13 protein-coding genes are annotated in these 17,029 nt (G+C 72.4%); 3 read left to right on the forward strand and 10 right to left on the reverse strand.

Translation table 11 applies throughout. From position 1 onward, the window contains the following. Window positions 1–103 precede the first annotated feature (103 nt). On the reverse strand, window positions 104–457 hold the full coding sequence (locus tag ACFC0G_RS37035; protein ID WP_376412688.1) for a hypothetical protein: 354 nt from the start codon (window positions 455–457) through the stop codon (window positions 104–106). A 345-nt stretch (window positions 458–802) separates the two neighbouring features. Between ACFC0G_RS37035 and ACFC0G_RS37040 the strand changes: the two genes are divergently transcribed. Then, window positions 803–1,948, forward strand: coding sequence for an NlpC/P60 family protein (locus ACFC0G_RS37040; RefSeq protein ID WP_376412691.1), 1,146 nt, complete (start codon window positions 803–805; stop codon window positions 1,946–1,948). Between the two features lie 72 nt (window positions 1,949–2,020). On the opposite strand, the gene ACFC0G_RS37045 is transcribed toward ACFC0G_RS37040, so the two are convergent. Together ACFC0G_RS37045 and ACFC0G_RS37050 are read right to left on the reverse strand one after the other, a co-directional pair. Beyond that, complete coding sequence (locus ACFC0G_RS37045; RefSeq protein ID WP_376412694.1) at window positions 2,021–2,743, reverse strand: LuxR C-terminal-related transcriptional regulator; 723 nt, start codon at window positions 2,741–2,743, stop codon at window positions 2,021–2,023. After that, window positions 2,740–4,005, reverse strand: a complete 1,266-nt coding sequence (locus ACFC0G_RS37050; protein WP_376412698.1) for a PspC domain-containing protein — start codon at window positions 4,003–4,005, stop codon at window positions 2,740–2,742. The genes ACFC0G_RS37045 and ACFC0G_RS37050 overlap by 4 nt, the downstream gene beginning before the upstream one ends. A 156-nt stretch (window positions 4,006–4,161) precedes the next feature. Here ACFC0G_RS37050 and ACFC0G_RS37055 point away from each other — a divergent pair, with 156 nt between their 5' ends. Further along, window positions 4,162–5,499, forward strand: coding sequence for a PspC domain-containing protein (locus ACFC0G_RS37055; protein ID WP_376412701.1), 1,338 nt, complete (start codon window positions 4,162–4,164; stop codon window positions 5,497–5,499). 156 nt (window positions 5,500–5,655) lie between these two features. Here ACFC0G_RS37055 and ACFC0G_RS37060 read toward each other — a convergent pair whose 3' ends face one another. From ACFC0G_RS37060 to guaA, 4 genes are all read right to left on the reverse strand, one after another. Continuing rightward, window positions 5,656–6,246 (reverse strand): DoxX family protein, encoded by a 591-nt coding sequence (locus tag ACFC0G_RS37060; RefSeq protein WP_376412704.1) that lies wholly within the window; start codon window positions 6,244–6,246, stop codon window positions 5,656–5,658. Window positions 6,247–6,337: 91 nt separating this feature from the next. Continuing rightward, window positions 6,338–7,570 carry a hypothetical protein gene (locus tag ACFC0G_RS37065; protein ID WP_376412805.1) on the reverse strand — a complete coding sequence of 411 codons (1,233 nt, stop codon included), beginning with the start codon at window positions 7,568–7,570 and terminating at the stop codon, window positions 6,338–6,340. A 144-nt stretch (window positions 7,571–7,714) separates the two neighbouring features. Further along, window positions 7,715–8,503, reverse strand: a complete 789-nt coding sequence (locus ACFC0G_RS37070) for a class II aldolase/adducin family protein (RefSeq protein ID WP_376412707.1) — start codon at window positions 8,501–8,503, stop codon at window positions 7,715–7,717. Between the two features lie 141 nt (window positions 8,504–8,644). Continuing rightward, complete coding sequence (gene guaA / locus ACFC0G_RS37075; RefSeq protein WP_376412710.1) at window positions 8,645–10,237, reverse strand: glutamine-hydrolyzing GMP synthase; 1,593 nt, start codon at window positions 10,235–10,237, stop codon at window positions 8,645–8,647. 332 nt (window positions 10,238–10,569) lie between these two features. Between guaA and ACFC0G_RS37080 the strand changes: the two genes are divergently transcribed. After that, window positions 10,570–10,863, forward strand: coding sequence for a chorismate mutase (locus tag ACFC0G_RS37080; protein ID WP_376412713.1), 294 nt, complete (start codon window positions 10,570–10,572; stop codon window positions 10,861–10,863). A gap of 594 nt (window positions 10,864–11,457) precedes the next feature. Here ACFC0G_RS37080 and ACFC0G_RS37085 read toward each other — a convergent pair. The 3 genes from ACFC0G_RS37085 to ACFC0G_RS37095 form a co-directional block, all read right to left on the reverse strand. Beyond that, window positions 11,458–13,287 (reverse strand): GMC family oxidoreductase N-terminal domain-containing protein, encoded by a 1,830-nt coding sequence (locus ACFC0G_RS37085; protein WP_376412716.1) that lies wholly within the window; start codon window positions 13,285–13,287, stop codon window positions 11,458–11,460. Between the two features lie 46 nt (window positions 13,288–13,333). Next, window positions 13,334–14,998, reverse strand: coding sequence for a succinic semialdehyde dehydrogenase (locus tag ACFC0G_RS37090; protein ID WP_376412719.1), 1,665 nt, complete (start codon window positions 14,996–14,998; stop codon window positions 13,334–13,336). Between the two features lie 154 nt (window positions 14,999–15,152). After that, window positions 15,153–17,018 (reverse strand): protein kinase, encoded by a 1,866-nt coding sequence (locus ACFC0G_RS37095; RefSeq protein ID WP_376412722.1) that lies wholly within the window; start codon window positions 17,016–17,018, stop codon window positions 15,153–15,155. Window positions 17,019–17,029: the final 11 nt, after the last annotated feature.

The raw sequence follows: 17,029 nt of genomic DNA on the forward strand, positions 1-17,029 counted from the left end.
AGTCTAGGACGCCCCACCGACATCCGGGTCCGCCTTGGGGACGGCCTTCGTCACGCTCCCCCGGGAACGCGTCCGGGAACGCGTCGCGCGCCCCCTGGACGGGTCACGTCCAGAGGGTCGCGATGAAGATGTTCGCCGTGGTCAGGGCGCCGACGGCGGCGAAAAGGCCCTTGTCGACCTTCTCCTCGTCCCGCTTGACGTAGACCAGGCCGAGGACGACGACGAGCACCGCCAGCTTGATGCCGATCTTGAGGTTGTTCACGGGCTGGTCGTCTGCCTGGTTGAGGCCGACGAGCGCGACGCCAGTGATCAGCATGACCAGCGCACCGTGCAGCATCGCCGGGGTGAAGCGGGCCGTACCGGCGCCCATCGCCTTCATCTGGGTGAGGAATCCGCCCAGGAGGGAGGCGATACCGATGATGTGCAGGGCGACGAAGACATTGATGAGTACGTCCATGGGCGGAGCCTAACCGGGGCCCTAGCACCGCTCGCCGGCCGGGTCCACTCACTCCGGCGCTTCGGTCGGTCGTCTGCCGCAATGTCCCCCGGCCCGTCACCCCGGACGGAAAAGTTCGGTCCATGTCCGTCACCTGACGCCAATAGCGGTCAAGTCACTGCCGGGGCGTGACCCCGGCGTTTAGCGTCCTCCAGCAGGTGGCCGGCTCCCACCACCGCCGGTCACCCGGCGGCTGCCGGCCATCCCCGCCAGGAAAACCCGGCGGCGGTCCGTCTCCCCTGTGCGGCCCGCCGTCGGCCCGGCGGGCACCGTTCCCCCGCAGGGAAGAGGATGTGACCCGCCCTCGTGGCAGCGCACCGAAAACCCAGGCAGTCCCCGCTCGGTGGCCAGGCGGTCCGCACCGCCGCCACCCTCGCCCTCGCCTCCGCGGCGACCGCCACGCTCTTCGAGGGGTCCGGGCACGCGGACCCGCGACTCACCACCGCCCAGGTCAAGGCGAAGGTCGACCGGCTCTACCAGGAGGCCGAGGTCGCGACGGAGAAGTACAACGGGGCGAAGGAGCAGGCCGACGCGTCCCGCGCGGCCTTCGACCGGCTGCGCGACGAGGCCGCCCGCAGGACCGAGCGGCTCAACACCGCGCGGGACGGACTCGGGGCCATGGCCGCCGCGCAGTACCGCTCCGGCGGTCTCGACCCCGCCGTGCAGCTCGCCCTCACCTCCGATCCCGACGAGTACCTGGAGCGGGCCGCGCTCGCGGAGAAGGCCGGGGACCGGCAGGCGGCGGCCGTCACCGCCGTACGGCGCGAGCTCGGCGCGCTCCGGCAGCTGCGCGGCGAGGCCGCGGGCCGGCTCACCACGCTGCGCGGGCACGAGGAGGAACTGCGGCGCCAGAAGGCGGCCGTCGTCGGCAAGCTGGAGGCGGCCCGGACCCTGCTCGCCCGGCTGACCGCGGAGGAGCGCGCCCGGTACGACGCCGCCGTCGCGGCCCGGGACAGCGCCCGCGCCCCGGAAGCCACGGGAACGACCAGCGGCACGAACGGGGGCACGGGCACGACCGGGGCGGCCGCCGGAACGGGCGTCTCGCCTTCGGTGCGCGCCGATCGCTCCTCGGGCGGCGAGCGCGGTCCCGTGACCGCCCCGAACACCCGGGCCGCCGAGGCCGTCTCCTTCGCCCACGCCCAGCTCGGCAAGCCGTACGTGTGGGGGGCGACGGGGCCGTCCGCGTACGACTGCTCCGGGCTGACCCAGGCGGCCTGGCGCGCGGCCGGCGTCTCCCTGCCGCGCACGACGTACACCCAGATCAACGCCGGGCAGCGCGTCTCCCGCTCCCAGCTCGCCCCCGGTGACCTGATCTTCTTCTACTCGGGGATCAGCCACGTCGGTCTCTACATCGGCGGCGGCCGGATGATCCACGCTCCCCGCCCCGGCGCCCCGGTGCGGATCGCCCCGATCGACGAGATGCCCTTCGCCGGAGCAACCCGGGTCGGGTGAGCCCGGTGGCGTGAGCTCAGTGGCGTGAGCTCAGTGGCGTGAGCTCAGTGGCGTGAGCTCAGTGGCGTGAGCTCAGACCAGGCGGCGGGCGGTGGCCCAGCGGGTCAGCTCGTGGCGGTTGGAGAGCTGGAGCTTCCGCAGCACCGCCGAGACGTGCGACTCGACCGTCTTCACCGAGATGTAGAGCTGCTTGGCGATCTCCTTGTACGCGTAGCCGCGGGCGATCAGCCGCAGCACCTCCCGCTCCCGCTGCGTGAGCCGGTCCATGTCCTCGTCGACCGGCGGCGCGTCCGTCGAGGCGAAGGCGTCGAGGACGAAGCCGGCCAGTCGGGGGGAGAAGACGGCGTCGCCCTCCTGGACACGGAAGATCGAATCGACCAGGTCGGTGCCGGTGATCGTCTTCGTGACGTAGCCGCGGGCGCCGCCCCGGATCACCCCGATCACGTCCTCGGCCGCGTCCGAGACGGACAGGGCCAGGAAGCGGACCGGGTCCTCGGCGGCCGCCATCAGGTTCGCGCAGCGGCGCAGCACCTCGACGCCGCCGCCTCCCGGCAGGTGCACGTCGAGGAGGACGACCTCGGGTCGGGTCGCGGTGATGACCGTGACCGCCTGGTCGACGTCGGCGGCCTCGCCGACCACCTCGACCCCGGTGATCTCGGTCCGGCCGATCTCCGCCTGCACTCCCGTGCGGAACATGCGGTGGTCGTCGACGAGCACGACCCGCACCCGGCGTTCCGTCCCCGGCTCCGCCGCCCCCGCATCGGCCCCGGTCGCTGCCCCGGTCTCGTCGCTCATCCGTCCGCCCTCTCCATCTCAAGCTCCACTTCGGTGCCCCCGCCCGGCACGGACCGCAGCCGGGCCGAACCGCCGTTGCGCTGCATACGACCGATGATCGACTCCCGTACGCCCATCCGGTCCTCGGGCACCGCGTCCAGGTCGAAGCCCGGACCCCGGTCCCGCACCGAGACGAAGACCGTGCGGCCCTCGACCTCGGCGTACACCTGCACCGCCCCGCCCTCGCCACCGTACTTGGCGGCGTTCACCATCGCCTCGCGCGCGGCCTGCATCTGTGCGGTCAGTTTGTCGTCGAGCGGGCAGTCGCCGACGACGACCACCTCCAGCGGGACTCCGTGCTTGTCCTCGACCTCGGCCGCGGCCTTCTTCACCGCCTCCGCGAGGGTCGAGGGCTCCTCCTCGTCCCTGCCGGTTCCCTCGGGCTTGTAGAGCCAGTTCCGCAGCTCCCGCTCCTGCGCGCGGGCGAGCCGGCGCACCTCCCCCGCGTCGTCGGCGTTGCGCTGGATCAGCGTGAGGGTGTGGAGCACCGAGTCGTGGACGTGGGCCGCGACCTCGGCGCGCTCCTGCGCGCGGATGCGCATGGTCCGCTCCTCCGTGAGGTCCTGCGACATCCGGACCAGCCAGGGGCCGGCGAGCAGGGCTATCCCGGTGAGGACCGCGACGGAGGCGGTGAGCGCCGTCCCGAGCTGGGCGACGGAACCCCGGACCACCAGGAAGACCGCGAGGCCCGTACCGACCAGGGCGACACCGACGAGTCCGCGGACGAGCTGGAGGGTGCGTCTGCGCTTTCCGGCATCGGTCCAGCTGGCCCGACGGGCGTTGTCCGCCTGGCGCCAGACGAGGACGACACCGACGCCTATGAGGAGGACGGGCCAGACGTACCGTCCGGACTCGTTGTCGACATTGACGTTCCCTACGAGGGCCGCGCCGCCGATCACGAGCGCGATCAGGGCGAAGACCTGTCCGCGGTCGGGCTTGCGCAGTCGGCGGCGGCCGTCCGGGGTGGTCTCGAAAACGGGGCGGGGTGCTGCCCGGCCGCCGACGCCGAGCGGAACGACTATCCAGAAGACCGCGTAGAGCAGGACGCCGAGGCCGTCCGTGAGAAAGAGCACCACGAACAGCGCGCGCACCCAGACGACCGGCAGTCCGAGGTGTCCCGCGAGGCCGCGTGCGACACCGCCGAGCCACCGCCCGTCGGCGCTCCGGTAGAGCCTGCGCACGGGTGGTTCGTCGGTCTCGGTGACACGAGCGGCTGCGGACATGCACCGATCGTCACACGTTCGGCCCGCCCCGGACATCAGGGTCGGCCCTGAGATCGTCCCTGGTAACGACTCAGGGGCGACGCCCCTCCGAATATCAGGGTCGGGCCAGGGTCGATCCCGGTGCCGCGGCGGGTCACGGGCCGTCACCATGGACGCATGACGAGTTCGAAGCCTTCGACCCACGAGGCCCCGCCGCCGGCGGAGGCCGATGCCTCGCTGCCTCTGCAGCGCTCGCGGAGCGGCAAGGTCGTGGGCGGGGTCTGCGCCGGCCTCGGCCGGCACTTCGACCTCGACCCGGTGATCTTCCGGATCACGGTCGGCGTGCTCTCCGTGACGGGCGGCGTCGGCCTGATCTTCTACGGCTTCGCGTGGCTGCTCGTCCCGCTCGCGGGCGAGGACGAGAACGAAGGACGCAGACTGCTGACCGGCCGGGTCTCCGGCGCCTGCCTGGCGGCCGTGTTCACGGCGCTGATCGGCTGCGGGGTCTTCCTGTCGATGCTGCGCAGCGGCTCGATGCTGGGATTCACGATGCTGCTGTCGCTCGCCGTGTGCGGAGCGGCCGTCTGGTCGCGACGGGCGAGGGGCGTGGGCGAGGAGACCCGGATCGAGGCGGCGGCCGCCGCCATGGTCGCGGAGGCACCCCCCGAGACCAAGGCCCCGCCCCGCTTCGTGCACCAGTCCTGGTGGAAGGACCCGATCGTGAAGGACGGATCGACGGGCCCGGTGGCGCTCGGCTACCTGTGGGGACCGCACGGCATCGTCGACAAGGACGGCAAGGTCGACGGCGAGGTGCCGAAGCCCGGCAGCCAGTGGGGGCCTGATCCCTCCCGCGCCGACCGGCCGATACCGTCCATCCGGCGGAGTCCGCTCTCCATTGCCGGTCTCGTCCATCTGCTCGCACTGCTCGCGGCCGTCGTCGGCACCGCGCTCACCTGGGAGTCCGAGCCGCTGGGCAGGAGTCTGGCGACGGGCCTGGTGGCCGCCCTCACGGTGTTCGGCCTGGGCCTGGTCGTCAGCAGCTTCCTCGGCCGCACCGGCTTCGGGACGATCGTCCACACCGTGATCACGGCCTGCCTGCTCGCCGGGGCGGTCGCCCTGCCCGACGGGATCACCACGGACTGGGTCCGCGAGACGTGGAAGCCGGCCTCCGTCGCCGCGGTGCAGCCCCGCTACGAGCTGGGCAGCGGCGTGGGTCTGCTCGACCTGTCGGCGCTCCCGGTCCCCGCGGGCACGACCGTCGCCACCCAGGCCGAGGTCGGCGCGGGGCAGCTCAAGGTGGTCGTCCCGAAGGACGTGGTCGTGAAGCTCCACGCCGAGGTGGGGCTCGGCGACGTGCAGCTTCCCGGACAGCCCGCGGACGACATCGACATCGCCCCGGACCGGGTCGAGACCCGCACGATCGCCCCGCCGGCCGGGACCGTCCCGGCAGGCACTCTGGACCTCTCGCTCGAGGTCGGAATCGGACAGGTGGAGGTCACCCGTGCTGCTTCATGAGTTCCGCCCCGGCAGGCTGCTCGTCGGCCTCACGGCCCTCGCTCTGGCCGCCGTCTACGCGGGCGACCTCGCCGAGGCCTGGACGACCCCGTGGTACACGGTGATCCCGGTGCTCTGCGGCGGCCTGGGCACGGCCGCCCTCGCGACCTGGGTCGCCTATCGAATACGGCGCCGTCGATCGGCGAGGAACCTGTCCGCCGACAGCTCGGACGCCCCGGCCAGCAGCAGCGGGAGCCAGGCCATCAGATAGGCGAGGTCGTTGCCGAGGTAGTACGGGTTCACCTGCCAGCTCACGGTCAGCCAGAGGCTCAGGGAGATCAGCGCGCCGCCGAGCGCCGCCACGCGGGCGTAGAGACCGAGCAGGGTCCCGATCCCGACGGCGAGCTCTCCGAAGGCGATGGCGTACCCGAAGCCGGCGGGGTTCTTGAGGGCGAGGTCGACCAGGCCGGGGATGGCCGAGCTGTCCCGCACCGCGCGCATCGTCTCGCCGATGGACCCGCTGCCCTCGGCGGCGAAGAAGGCGGAGTCGGTGAGCTTGTCGAGCCCGGCGTAGACGAACGTGATCCCGAGGAAGAGCCGCAGCGGAAGGAGGGCGTAGCGGGAGGCGACGGCCTTCCACGGGGCGAATGTGGCCTCCCACCGGGCGAGGCGCGCCTTCCGGTCCGCACGGTGGCCGGTTCCGTCGGTCCCGCCGGGGCCGCCCGGTTCGCCGCTCGTGCCGTTCGTCCGGTCCGCTTGTCCCGCCATCGCCGGTCACCTCTCCACGCCCCGTACGACTGTTCGCGGAACGATTCTCCTCGGACCCGCGCCTTGGGGATACGTGGAGGGGGCCGGACGCTCAGTCGACGACGTCGATCGTGACCCGATTGGTCTCGACGCCCGCCGCCGTCACGACCGAGACCTCCACCCGGCCCGGCTCCACGTCCGCCGGGAGGGGGACGGTGAGGGCCGCGTCCGTCGGGTTGGCGAAGCCGCCGGGGACCGGGACCAGGGGGACGTGGGCGTGGACGGCGCCGATGCGCACGACCAGCCGGGTCAGCGGGTCGGGGGCGGCGGCGCCCGGCGGGACGAAGCCGCAGCCGCGGATCTCGATGTCGTCGCCCGTACGGATCGGGGCGTCGAGGTCGCCCGCCTCCCGGGAGCGGACGACGGAGTGGATCGTGGGGCGGACGCCCTCGGTGCACTTCGCGGCGAGGTGCCAGGCCGCCGAGACGGCGAGGAGCAGCACGAGCGACCAGGGCACCTCGGGGAGCCGGCCGGGGTCGCGGGCGAGGCCGACGGCCGTCAGGGCCAGGACGGCGCAGGAGACGAGGAGGTACTGGACGTCGGCGAGGCTGGCCCGGCCGCTGTCGTCGCAGAGCAGGTCGGCGGCGCGCGGGCGGTCGGCGCGGACCTTCTGGAGGCGGCGCGCCGCGATCCGGACGGAGACGACGAGGCGGGCGGTGACGGTGACCGCCGACACGAGGGCGAAGACGGTGAGCAGGCCGGCGCCCCGGGACAGGCCGAAGGCGGCCGGGCCCGGCGACCGGAAGGCCAGGAAGAGGAGGGTGAAGCCGAGGAGGAGGAGCCAGGCGGTGGCGACGGCCCGGGTGGTGGAGAGCCGGTTGTCCTCGCCGATCAGCGGGGCGAGGAGACCGCCGCGCGCCCGGTGGGCGTGCGCGGCGACACTGAGGAGGACGGCAAAAACGAGGGCGGTGCACAGCCCGGCCGTGCGGGCCCCGGTCCAGCCGCTGCCGATCGCGGTGAGGGCCTGGCCGAGCAGCAGGGCGAGGACGGCGCCCCAGACGGCGCCGATGCCCCCGCTGCGTACCCGGTCGAGCCAGGCCACCCCGGCCTCGCGGCCGCGCACGGCGACGGCGCGGGCCGACTGGGCCAGTTCGTCGGAGACCCACTGGCGGGCGGCGACCGGCGAGTGGGCGACGGCCGCGGGGACGCCGTGCCCGGCGGCCAGCTCGTCCCGCCGGGCGAGGAAGGCGGCGACCGCGCGCCGGTGGCCGGCCTTCCCGCAGTGGGCGCAGCCGGCGCAGGCCGTCGCGTGTCCGCCGTACTGTCTCGCCTCTTGAACCGCCACGGTGCTCACTTCCAGAACGGTCAACCAGCCGTTGATTCCCCGGAATTGTGTCGTACCGGCGGCTCCCGGAGCCGCCGTGTGCGCCCCGCCGGAGAGTGATTGCCGCGCCATCTCATTGACGTACAGAAGGGTGAAGCGATGGTGTTACGACAGGAGTTCGGGCTCCGCTCGGCTGATCCTGCGCCAGAGCGGCTGGTAGTTGATCCAGCCGACGAGGTCGCTGCCCAGCTGTTCGCGGGTGGCGACGGCGTCCCGGTGGTCGATCGGCACCGGCTTCCCGGCGGCCCGCGCGGCCAGTTGGACCTGGGCGCAGCGTTCCATGGCGATGAACCACCAGGCCGCCGCGTCGACGGAGGTGCCGACGGTGAGCAGCCCGTGGTTGCGCAGCACGATCGCCTTGAACGAGCCGAGGGCGAGGGCGATCCGGCGGCCTTCCTCGGCGTCGACGGTGACGCCGGTGTACGCGTCGTAGAGGGCGTGGTCCTGGTAGAAGGCGCAGGCCTCCTGGGTGAGCGGGTCGAGGAGTTCGCCGAGGGCGGCGAGTGCCCGCCCGTGCAGGGAGTGGGTGTGGGCGACGGCGACGACGTCGGGCCGGGCCCGGTGGACCTGGGCGTGGACGGTGAAGGCCGCCTGGTTCACGTGCTGGCCGCCCCGGACGACCTGCCCGTCGCCGTTGACGAGGACGAGGTCGCTCGCGGTGAGGTCCGCGAAGGGCGCCCCGAAGGGGTTCACCCAGTAGCAGTCGGGGAGCTCCGGGTCGCGGGCGCTGATGTGGCCCGAGACGCCCTCTTCGTATCCGAGCCGTCCGAAGAGCCGGAGCGCAGCCGCGAGCCGCTGTCTGCGGTGGGTGCGTTCCTCTTCGGCCGTCGCGTGGACGGGTGGCATGGCGAAGTGGAGCCGGTCGACGGGGACGGGGTCCGGTATCACGCTCATGCGCCGGAAGGTAACGCCCGGCCGGGCAACTCACCAGAGCCCGGACACGACGAAGCCGCCGCCCCGCGCGGCGGGCGCGGGGCGGCGGCTTCGGGCACGTACGGCCTCAGGCGCTTACGGCCTCGGCACGTACGGGAGGGACTACTCCCACTCGATGGTGCCCGGGGGCTTGCTCGTGATGTCGAGGACGACGCGGTTCACGTCGGCGACCTCGTTGGTGATGCGGGTCGAGATCTTGGCGAGCACGTCGTAGGGCAGGCGCGACCAGTCGGCCGTCATCGCGTCCTCGGAGGAGACGGGGCGCAGCACGATCGGGTGACCGTAGGTGCGGCCGTCGCCCTGGACGCCCACGGAGCGGACGTCGGCGAGCAGGACGACCGGGCACTGCCAGATCTCGCGGTCGAGACCGGCCGCGGTGAGCTCCTCGCGGGCGATGGCGTCGGCATCGCGCAGCAGGTCCAGGCGCTCCTTGGTGACCTCGCCGACGATGCGGATGCCGAGGCCGGGGCCGGGGAAGGGCTGGCGCTGGACGATCTCATCGGGCAGGCCGAGCTCCTGGCCGACCATCCGGACCTCGTCCTTGAAGAGCTGGCGGAGCGGCTCGACGAGTTCGAACTCGATGTCGTCGGGGAGACCGCCGACGTTGTGGTGGGACTTGATGTTCGCGGTGCCGGTGCCGCCGCCGGACTCGACGATGTCCGGGTACAGCGTGCCCTGGACGAGGAACGCGACCTCGGGGCCCTCCTCCTGGAGGATCTCCAGCTGTGCCTGCTCGAAGACCCGGATGAACTCGCGGCCGATGATCTTCCGCTTGGTCTCGGGGTCGGAGACTCCGGCGAGGGCCGTGAGGAAGCGCTCCTGCGCGTCGACGACCTTCAGGTTGACGCCGGTGGAGGCGACGAAGTCCTTCTCGACCTGCTCGGTCTCGCCCTTGCGCATGAGGCCGTGGTCGACGTAGACGCAGGTGAGCTGCGAGCCGATGGCCTTCTGCACGAGCGCGGCGGCCACGGCGGAGTCGACGCCGCCGGAGAGACCGCAGACGGCGCGCTTGTCGCCGACCTGGGCGCGGATGGCCGCGACCTGCTCCTCGATCACGTTGCCCGTGGTCCAGCTGGGCTCGATGCCGGCGCCGCGGTAGAGGAAGTGCTCCAGGATCTGCTGGCCGTGCGTGGAGTGCAGCACCTCGGGGTGGTACTGGACGCCGTAGAGCTTCTTCTCGTCGTTCTCGAAGGCGGCAACCGGCACGACGTCGGTGGACGCGGTGACGGAGAAGCCCTCGGGGGCGGCGGAGCAGGCGTCGCCGTGCGACATCCACACGGACTGCTCGACCGGGGTGCCCTCGAAGAGGGTCGAGCCGGCCTTGGAGACGTGCAGCTCCGTACGGCCGTACTCGCGGGCTCCGGTGTTGTCGACGGTGCCACCGAGGGTCGTCGCCATCAGCTGGAAGCCGTAACACATACCGAAGACGGGGACGCCCGCCTCGAAGATCTCGCGGTCGAGGCGGGGGGCGCCCTCCGCGTACACGGAGGACGGGCCGCCGGAGAGGATGATCGCCTTCGGGTTCTTGGCCAGCATCTCGGCCACCGGCATGGTGGACGGGACGATCTCGCTGTAGACCCGGGCCTCACGGACGCGGCGGGCGATGAGCTGGGCGTACTGGGCGCCGAAGTCGACAACGAGGACTACGTCCGGGTTGGTGACGTCGGGCGCGGCAGCGGGGGTCGCTGATGACACTACGGCGGCCTTCCGGCGGTAGGAGGGGGTCCCCCGAAGGGGGGTGCTATTTGTCGATTCTACCGGCGCGCCGGTAGCACTTTTCGTCTCACCATCCGAACCCGGGTTGGCTCCGGCTCCGCGGCGGGGTCCATACTGTCGCCATGCGCAAGCTCTCGACCTTCGTCTTTACCTATGGCACCGGCCCGTCCGGCTGCCATGGTCGTGCTGCTTGAGCAACTGACAAGCGACTTCCCAGGCGCCCCGGGCCGACAAGGCCCGGGGCGTTCTGTCGTTTCCGGGCCGTGTCGCCCCGGGGCATCCGACACCCTCAACCCGCGAGGAGCCCCACCATGACGACGAACACCACCCTCACCGAGAAGACCGGCGCCCGCACCGACGAGGCGGCGACGCTGATCGGTGGCGCCCGCGACCGCATCGACTCGCTCGACGACCGGATCATCGGGCTCATCCAGGAACGGATGGCCGTCTCGGCCGTCATCCAGGAGGCCCGGATCTCCTCCGGCGGCCGCCGGGTGAACCTGGCGCGCGAGATGGAGGTCCTCGGCCACTACCGCGACGCGCTGGGCAAGCCCGGCACGGCCCTCGCGATGACCATGCTGGAGCTGTGCCGGGGGCGCATCTGAACGACCGCGCCCGGGTAAGGCCCGCATCTGAGTTCGGGACCGCTCTCACCCGTACGGCGCGTGACCGGCCCGGACCCGGCTTCGTTGGTCCGGGTGTCCGTGCCAGCCAGGGGCGGGCCTGTAGAAACCACGCGTGGCTTCGCTGGGGCGTGTGGCGTACCTCAGGTGCGCCGTGGGACCTCGCACCAGCGCGTGTGACCGGGCAGCAGGGGACAGCAGCCCGGTCACCCAGAAAGGGCGGTCGGCCCCGGGGACGCCCGGGGCCGGCCGCAACCGGCTCAGAACGAAACCCCGAACCCCGTCCCCTCCCCCTCCTTCGTTTCTCCCCGCTCGGCGCAACCCCCCGGCGCCGACGCCCAGGGCCCCGTACCGCGACCGGAATCGCGGCACGGGGCCCTTCTTCGCGCGCCCGCACCCCCTGAACCTCCAGCGTGACGCGCGTCACACGAAGATCCTGTGCAACCGCTACAACCAATCCCGTCGGTCGCGGGTCATCTATGCAGCATCACCAAAAGCAGGAAAGGCGCTGCACTCGGAGGGGGGTGCAGCGCCTTTTCTCATGCCTGGCTCTCCAGGCCCTTCCTCGGGAGGGCCCTACTTCAGGTCCTTCTTCGGCGGGACCGTCGGGATTCCCAGGAACGGCAGCCGCAGGGCGCCGAAGGCCTCGGCCGGGACCGCCGGCGACTTCGGCTCGACCGCCGCCAGCCGTACGTACGCCTCCCCCTGCCGCGGCCGCCGGTCCTCCTCGCCCTTGTTCGGCCAGAAGGACATCGCCCGCTCCGCCTGCGCCGTGATCGTCAGGGACGGGTTGACGCCGAGGTTCGCGGAGACCGCCGCCCCGTCGACGACGGAGATCCCGGGGTGGCCGAAGAGCCGGTGGTACGGGTCGATGACGCCGGACTCGGCGTCGGCGCCGATCGGGCAGCCGCCCAGGAAGTGGGCGGTGAGCGGGGTGCCCATGAGCTCGCCGACGTTGGAGCCGGGGAAGCCGTTGATCTCCTCGGCGAGGAGGGTGGCGGCCCGGGTGGCCTCCGGGATCTGGACCGGGTTCGGCGCCCCGTGCCCCTGGCGGGCCGTGAGCAGGCCCTTTCCGAGCCCGCCGGGCTTGCGGTAGGTCGTCAGGGAGTTGTCCAGGGACTGCATGACCAGGCCGATGATGGTCCGCTCCGACCAGTGCCAGTTGGAGAGCGAGCGGGCGGCGAGCGTGGGGTGCCTGAGCAGGTTGAGGAACCAGTTGCGCACCCGGTGGGCCCCGTAGGGCACCTGGAGGACGGTCAGACCGCCCATGGAGTTGGAGCCCTTGCCGTACCGCACCGGCTCGATGTGGGTGTTCGCGTCGGGGTGGATCGAGGAGGTGATGGCGACGCCGCGGGTGAAGTCGGCCTTCTCCTTGCCGTGCCGCTTGCGGTAGCGCCGGTCGGTGGTCTGCGCGCCGACCAGGCCCTCGGAGTTGGTGCGGGTGAGCTCGCCGAGCCGGTGCGAGATCCGGGGCAGCAGCCCGCCGTCCTTCATCCGGTGCAGCAGGGTCTGCGTGCCGTACGTGCCGGCCGCGATCACCACCCGGCGGGCGCGGAAGGTCCGGCCCTTCCCCTTCTTCCGGTTGTCGGTGGGGAGGGTCTGCACCGCGTAGCCGCCCCGCGAGTCCTCGGTGACGGTGACGACCGTGGTCATGGGGTGGACGGTGGCCCCCGCCTTCTCGGCGAGGTGGAGGTAGTTCTCGTTGAGGGTGTTCTTGGCGCCGTGGCGGCAGCCCGTCATGCACTCGCCGCACTCGGTGCAGGCGCGCCGGGCCGGGCCCGCGCCGCCGAAGTACGGGTCGGCGACCTCCGCGCCCGGCTTCGCCTTCGCCGTACCGTCGGCATCGTCGCCGTCCCCGAAGAAGACCCCGACCGGCGCCATGTGGAAGGTGTCGCCGATGCCCATCGCCTGCGCGGCCGCCTTGAGGTGCACGTCCGAGGGGGTCGTCGTCGGGTTGAGCCGGACGCCGAGCATCCGCTGCGCCTGGTCGTAGTACGGCCGCAGCTCGTCCTGCCAGTCCGTGATGTCCTTCCACTGCGGGTCGTCGAAGAACGGCTTGGGCGGTACGTAGAGGGTGTTGGCGTAGTTGAGGGAGCCGCCGCCCACGCCGGCGCCCGCGAGCACCATCACGTTGCCCAGCAGGTGGATGCGCTGGATGCCGTAGAGGCCGAGGGCCGGGGCCCACAGGAAGTTCTTCACGTCCCAGGAGTTCTTCGGCAGGGTCGCGCGGGTGAAGCGGCGCCCGGCCTCCAGGACGCCGACCCGGTAGCCCTTCTCGGTGAGCCGGAGGGCGGTGACCGAACCGCCGAAGCCGGAGCCGACGACGAGGACGTCGTAGTCGTACGCGTCGTCGTGCCCGTCGTCCTGTGCCTGATCCCGATTTTGGGTAGGGGGTACCGCGGTCATGGCTCTCCTCGTACGGAAAAGGGCGAAAACGGACGGAGGTCCGGGGTCAGCGCAGGCGCAGGGCCTTCATCGCCTTCAGGGACAGGCTCATCACCGCGGCGTACTTCTCGTCGTCCATGCCGAAGGACGGCGCGAGCGGCATGAGCCGCTGCTGGGCGACGGTCTGGGCCTCGGTGTACTTGAGGATGCCCTCCGAGCCGTGGCGGCGGCCGAGACCGGAGTCCTTCATGCCGCCCATCGGGGACTGCACGCTGCCGTAGGCCGGCGCGTACCCCTCGTTGATGTTGACGGTGCCGGTGCGCAGCCGGGCCGCGACGGCGTGGCCGCGGCGCGAGTCCTTGGTCCACACGGAGGAGTTGAGGCCGTACGGCGTGCCGTTGGCGAGCTCGATGACCTCGTCCTCGTCCGTGAAGCGGTAGACGGAGACGACCGGGCCGAAGGTCTCCTCGGAGCAGACGGCCATCGGGGCCTCGACGCCGTCGAGGATGGTCGGCTCGTAGAAGAGGGGGCCGATGTCGGGGCGGGCGACGCCGCCGGCGACGAGCCTGGCGCCCTTGGCGACGGCCTCGTCGACGTGCTTCGTGACCGTCTCCAGCTGCCGGTCGCCGACGAGGGAGCCCATGTCCGCCCCGTACGCGAGGGAGCTGCCGAGCCGCATGGCCTTGGTGCGGGCGGCGAAGCGGTCGAGGAAGGCGTCGGCGACGGACTCGTGCACGTACAGCCGCTCGATGGAGATGCAGAGCTGTCCGGCGGAGGAGAAGCAGGCGCGGACGGCTCCGGCGGCGGCCTTCTCGATGTCGGCGTCCTTCAGGACGAGCATCGCGTTCTTGCCGCCGAGTTCGAGGGAGACGCCGACGAGCCGGGCCGCCGCGCCCTGGGCGACCTCGCGGCCGGTGCGGGTGGAGCCGGTGAAGGAGACGTAGTCGGCGTGCTTGACGACCTCGGGGCCGACGACCGGGCCCTCGCCCAGGACGACCTGGAAGACCTCGGCGGGCAGTCCGGCCTCGACGAGCAGGTCACGGGCCCACAGCGCGGTGAGCGCGGTCTCGGTGTCGGGCTTCATGACGACCGCGTTGCCCGAGAGGAAGGCGGGGAGCGCGTCGCCGACGGAGAGCTCCAGCGGGTAGTTCCAGGGCGCGATCTGGCCGACGACCCCGCGCGGCTGGCGCAGCTCGGTGACCTTGGTGAGGGTCGGTACGACTCCGGTGTGGCGCTTGGCGCGCAGGTAGGAGGCGGCCTTGCGGCCGTAGTGGCGGGCGGCGACGCACACCGCCTGGACCTCCTCGTGGGCGTGGAGGCGCGCCTTGCCCGTCTCCAGCTGGATGAGGTCGAGGACCTCGGACTGCCGCTGGAGGACCAGGTCGTGGAAGCGGAGGAGGACGGCGGCGCGGGCCTTGACCGGGGTGGCGGCCCAGGCCGGCTGGGCGGCGCGGGCGCGCGCGAAGGCCTCGGCGACGTCCTCGGGGGTGGACTCGGGCAGCTCCGCCAGCTTCTCCCCGGTGAAGGGGGTGTGGTTGGCGGTCCGGCCGGAGCCGGGGACGCCCCGGGTGAGCCGGGCGACCACCTCGGGCGTCACGACGTCGGCGGCGGTCCGCGCACCGGCGGGCGCGGGCGCGACCGGGTTGGTGGCGCCGGCGGGCGCGGCCGCTCCGTCCTTCGCGGCGGGGGCGTCGGGAACCGAGGGGGCGGCGGGGGCCTGCGAGTCCGTCATGAGGGCGAGCGTAGGCGGCGTTCCGCCCTTTGGGTACCCGTCGGTAACGCGTTTTCACCGGCTGCGCACATCGCGCCAGCGATCACTGGCACATAAGCCCTGATCAGCGGCTCATGGCTGAGCGACGGCCCTTCCCGGAGATTTTCCGGCGGATTCAGTCGCCCGGCGCCCGCCAGTGCTGGAGCATGATGTCGAACTGCTCGCGGGTGGTCTCCCAGCTCGACTCCGGCGAGGACATGTACAGGGCGTACTCCGTGCCGTCGTCCTCGTAGTACATGAGGTCGATCGCGTGCCGCGGCCCGGGGAAGTCCTTCCGCTCGGTCCAGGTGAACTCCCACTGGCAGGACTTCACCTGGTCGCGGTAGGTGACCTGGCCGAGCTTGACCCGGGTGTAGTCCATCCGCTTCTCCAGGACCCGCTCCAGGTCGAGGGCGTGCATGTACGGATTCTCGAAGTCGGGCTTCGGGTCGATGCTGATCCGGATCCGGTGATTGCCGTTGTCCGGGGTGTAGTCGATCTGGTCGCCCTCGGTCTGCCGCTTCCAGCCGTCCGGCACGAGCAGGCTGAAGCCCGCCGGGTCGTCGACGCGGTGCCAGCCGTCCGGGATGTCGGTCCCGGTGCCCTGGGTGGCAGGGGCGGAGCCGGTGGCCGTGGGCCGTCCACCGCCCCCGTCGCGGTCGCCGCCCGCGTACTGCATGGCGGCGAAGACGGCGCCGCCCGCGACGAGACCGGCGAGCAGGGCCGCGAGGGCGACGGTGCGCCAGCGGCCTCGGCCCGAAGACGCGGGACCGGAGGCGGAGGGGGATGTGGCAGTGGACGTGGAAGGGGAGGGCACCAGGGTGGGGGGTGACTGCGCCTGCTGGAGTCCGTGGGCTTGGTGGGGCTCCTGAGCCGGGTGGGGCCACTGCGCCGTGGACGTCCGCGGCCCACCGGCCGGACGCGCCGCCGCGTCCGTACCGGCCGTGCTTCCGGCCGTGCTTCCGGCCGTGTCCCCCGCAGCCACGTCGTCCGCCCGGCCCGTCTGACCTGCCTGACCCGCTTGGCCCGCCCGGCCCGTCTGACCTGCCTGACCTGCCCGGCCCGCCTCGTCGGCCGGGGCGCGCCGATCGCCACCGAGCATGCCCGGGGGCACCTCGCCCCTCGCCACGCGCTGGGTCGGCACGTACGCCTGCGCCGCCTGCGGCGTCCGCCCCTCCATCGCGTCGAGCAGCATCCGCTCGGCCTCGTCCGCGCGGGGCCGGTGCTCGGGATCCTTGCGCAACAGCGCCACGATGACGGGCGCGAGCGGCCCCGCCTGCTCCGGGTACGGCGGCTCCTCGGTCACCACGGCCTGCATCGTGCTGATCGGGGAGGTCCGGCGGAACGGCGAAGTGCCCTCCACCGCCGTGTACAGCGTGGCCCCGAGGGACCAGAGGTCGGAGGCGGGACCGGGATCGCCGCCCCGTACCCGCTCGGGCGCCAGATAGTCGATGGAACCGACGATCTCCCCCGTCCGCGTGATCGTCGAGTCCCCCTCGATCGCCGCGATCCCGAAGTCGGTGATCAGCACGCGCCCGTCCCGCGCCAGCAGGACGTTGCCCGGCTTGACGTCCCGGTGCAGCACGCCGGCCGCGTGGGCGGCCCGCAGCGCGCCGAGGACGTGCAGCCCGACCCTGGCCGCCTCGCGGGGTTCGAGCGCGCCCGACTCCTTGGCGGCGTCGGCGAGCGAGGGCCCGTCGACGTACTGCATCACGATCCACGGCCGGCTGTCGTGCTCCAGGACGTCGTGGACGGTGACCACGCCCGGGTGGGTGATCCGCGCGGCGGCCCGGGCCTCCTTCTGTGTCCGCGCGTGCAGCACGAGCCGGTCTGCCTCCGCCACGAACCGACCCGCCGTCAGCTCCTTCACCGCGACCACGCGGTGGAGTACCTCGTCGTGCGCGCGCCAGACCTTGCCCATACCGCCGCGTCCGATGCACTCGCCGAGCCGGTAACGACCCGCGAGCAACAACCCCGCTCCTGTGCTCTGAGAATGTTCCACTTGCCCCCGCC

Origin of the sequence: Streptomyces sp. NPDC056169, from assembly GCF_042268445.1 — a bacterium.
GTDB lineage: Bacteria > Actinomycetota > Actinomycetes > Streptomycetales > Streptomycetaceae > Streptomyces.

What these genes read in the sequence shown, in the direction of transcription:
- ACFC0G_RS37085 (WP_376412716.1), bottom strand. Translation starts at nt 13,287, where the DNA reads ATGACCGCGGTACCCCCTACCCAAAATCGGGATCAGGCACAGGACGAC.
- ACFC0G_RS37050 (WP_376412698.1), bottom strand. Translation starts at nt 4,005, where the DNA reads ATGTCCGCAGCCGCTCGTGTCACCGAGACCGACGAACCACCCGTGCGC.
- ACFC0G_RS37090 (WP_376412719.1), bottom strand. Translation starts at nt 14,998, where the DNA reads ATGACGGACTCGCAGGCCCCCGCCGCCCCCTCGGTTCCCGACGCCCCC.
- ACFC0G_RS37035 (WP_376412688.1), bottom strand. Translation starts at nt 457, where the DNA reads ATGGACGTACTCATCAATGTCTTCGTCGCCCTGCACATCATCGGTATC.
- ACFC0G_RS37080 (WP_376412713.1), top strand. Translation starts at nt 10,570, where the DNA reads ATGACGACGAACACCACCCTCACCGAGAAGACCGGCGCCCGCACCGAC.
- ACFC0G_RS37045 (WP_376412694.1), bottom strand. Translation starts at nt 2,743, where the DNA reads ATGAGCGACGAGACCGGGGCAGCGACCGGGGCCGATGCGGGGGCGGCG.
- ACFC0G_RS37055 (WP_376412701.1), top strand. Translation starts at nt 4,162, where the DNA reads ATGACGAGTTCGAAGCCTTCGACCCACGAGGCCCCGCCGCCGGCGGAG.
- ACFC0G_RS37060 (WP_376412704.1), bottom strand. Translation starts at nt 6,246, where the DNA reads ATGGCGGGACAAGCGGACCGGACGAACGGCACGAGCGGCGAACCGGGC.
- ACFC0G_RS37070 (WP_376412707.1), bottom strand. Translation starts at nt 8,503, where the DNA reads ATGAGCGTGATACCGGACCCCGTCCCCGTCGACCGGCTCCACTTCGCC.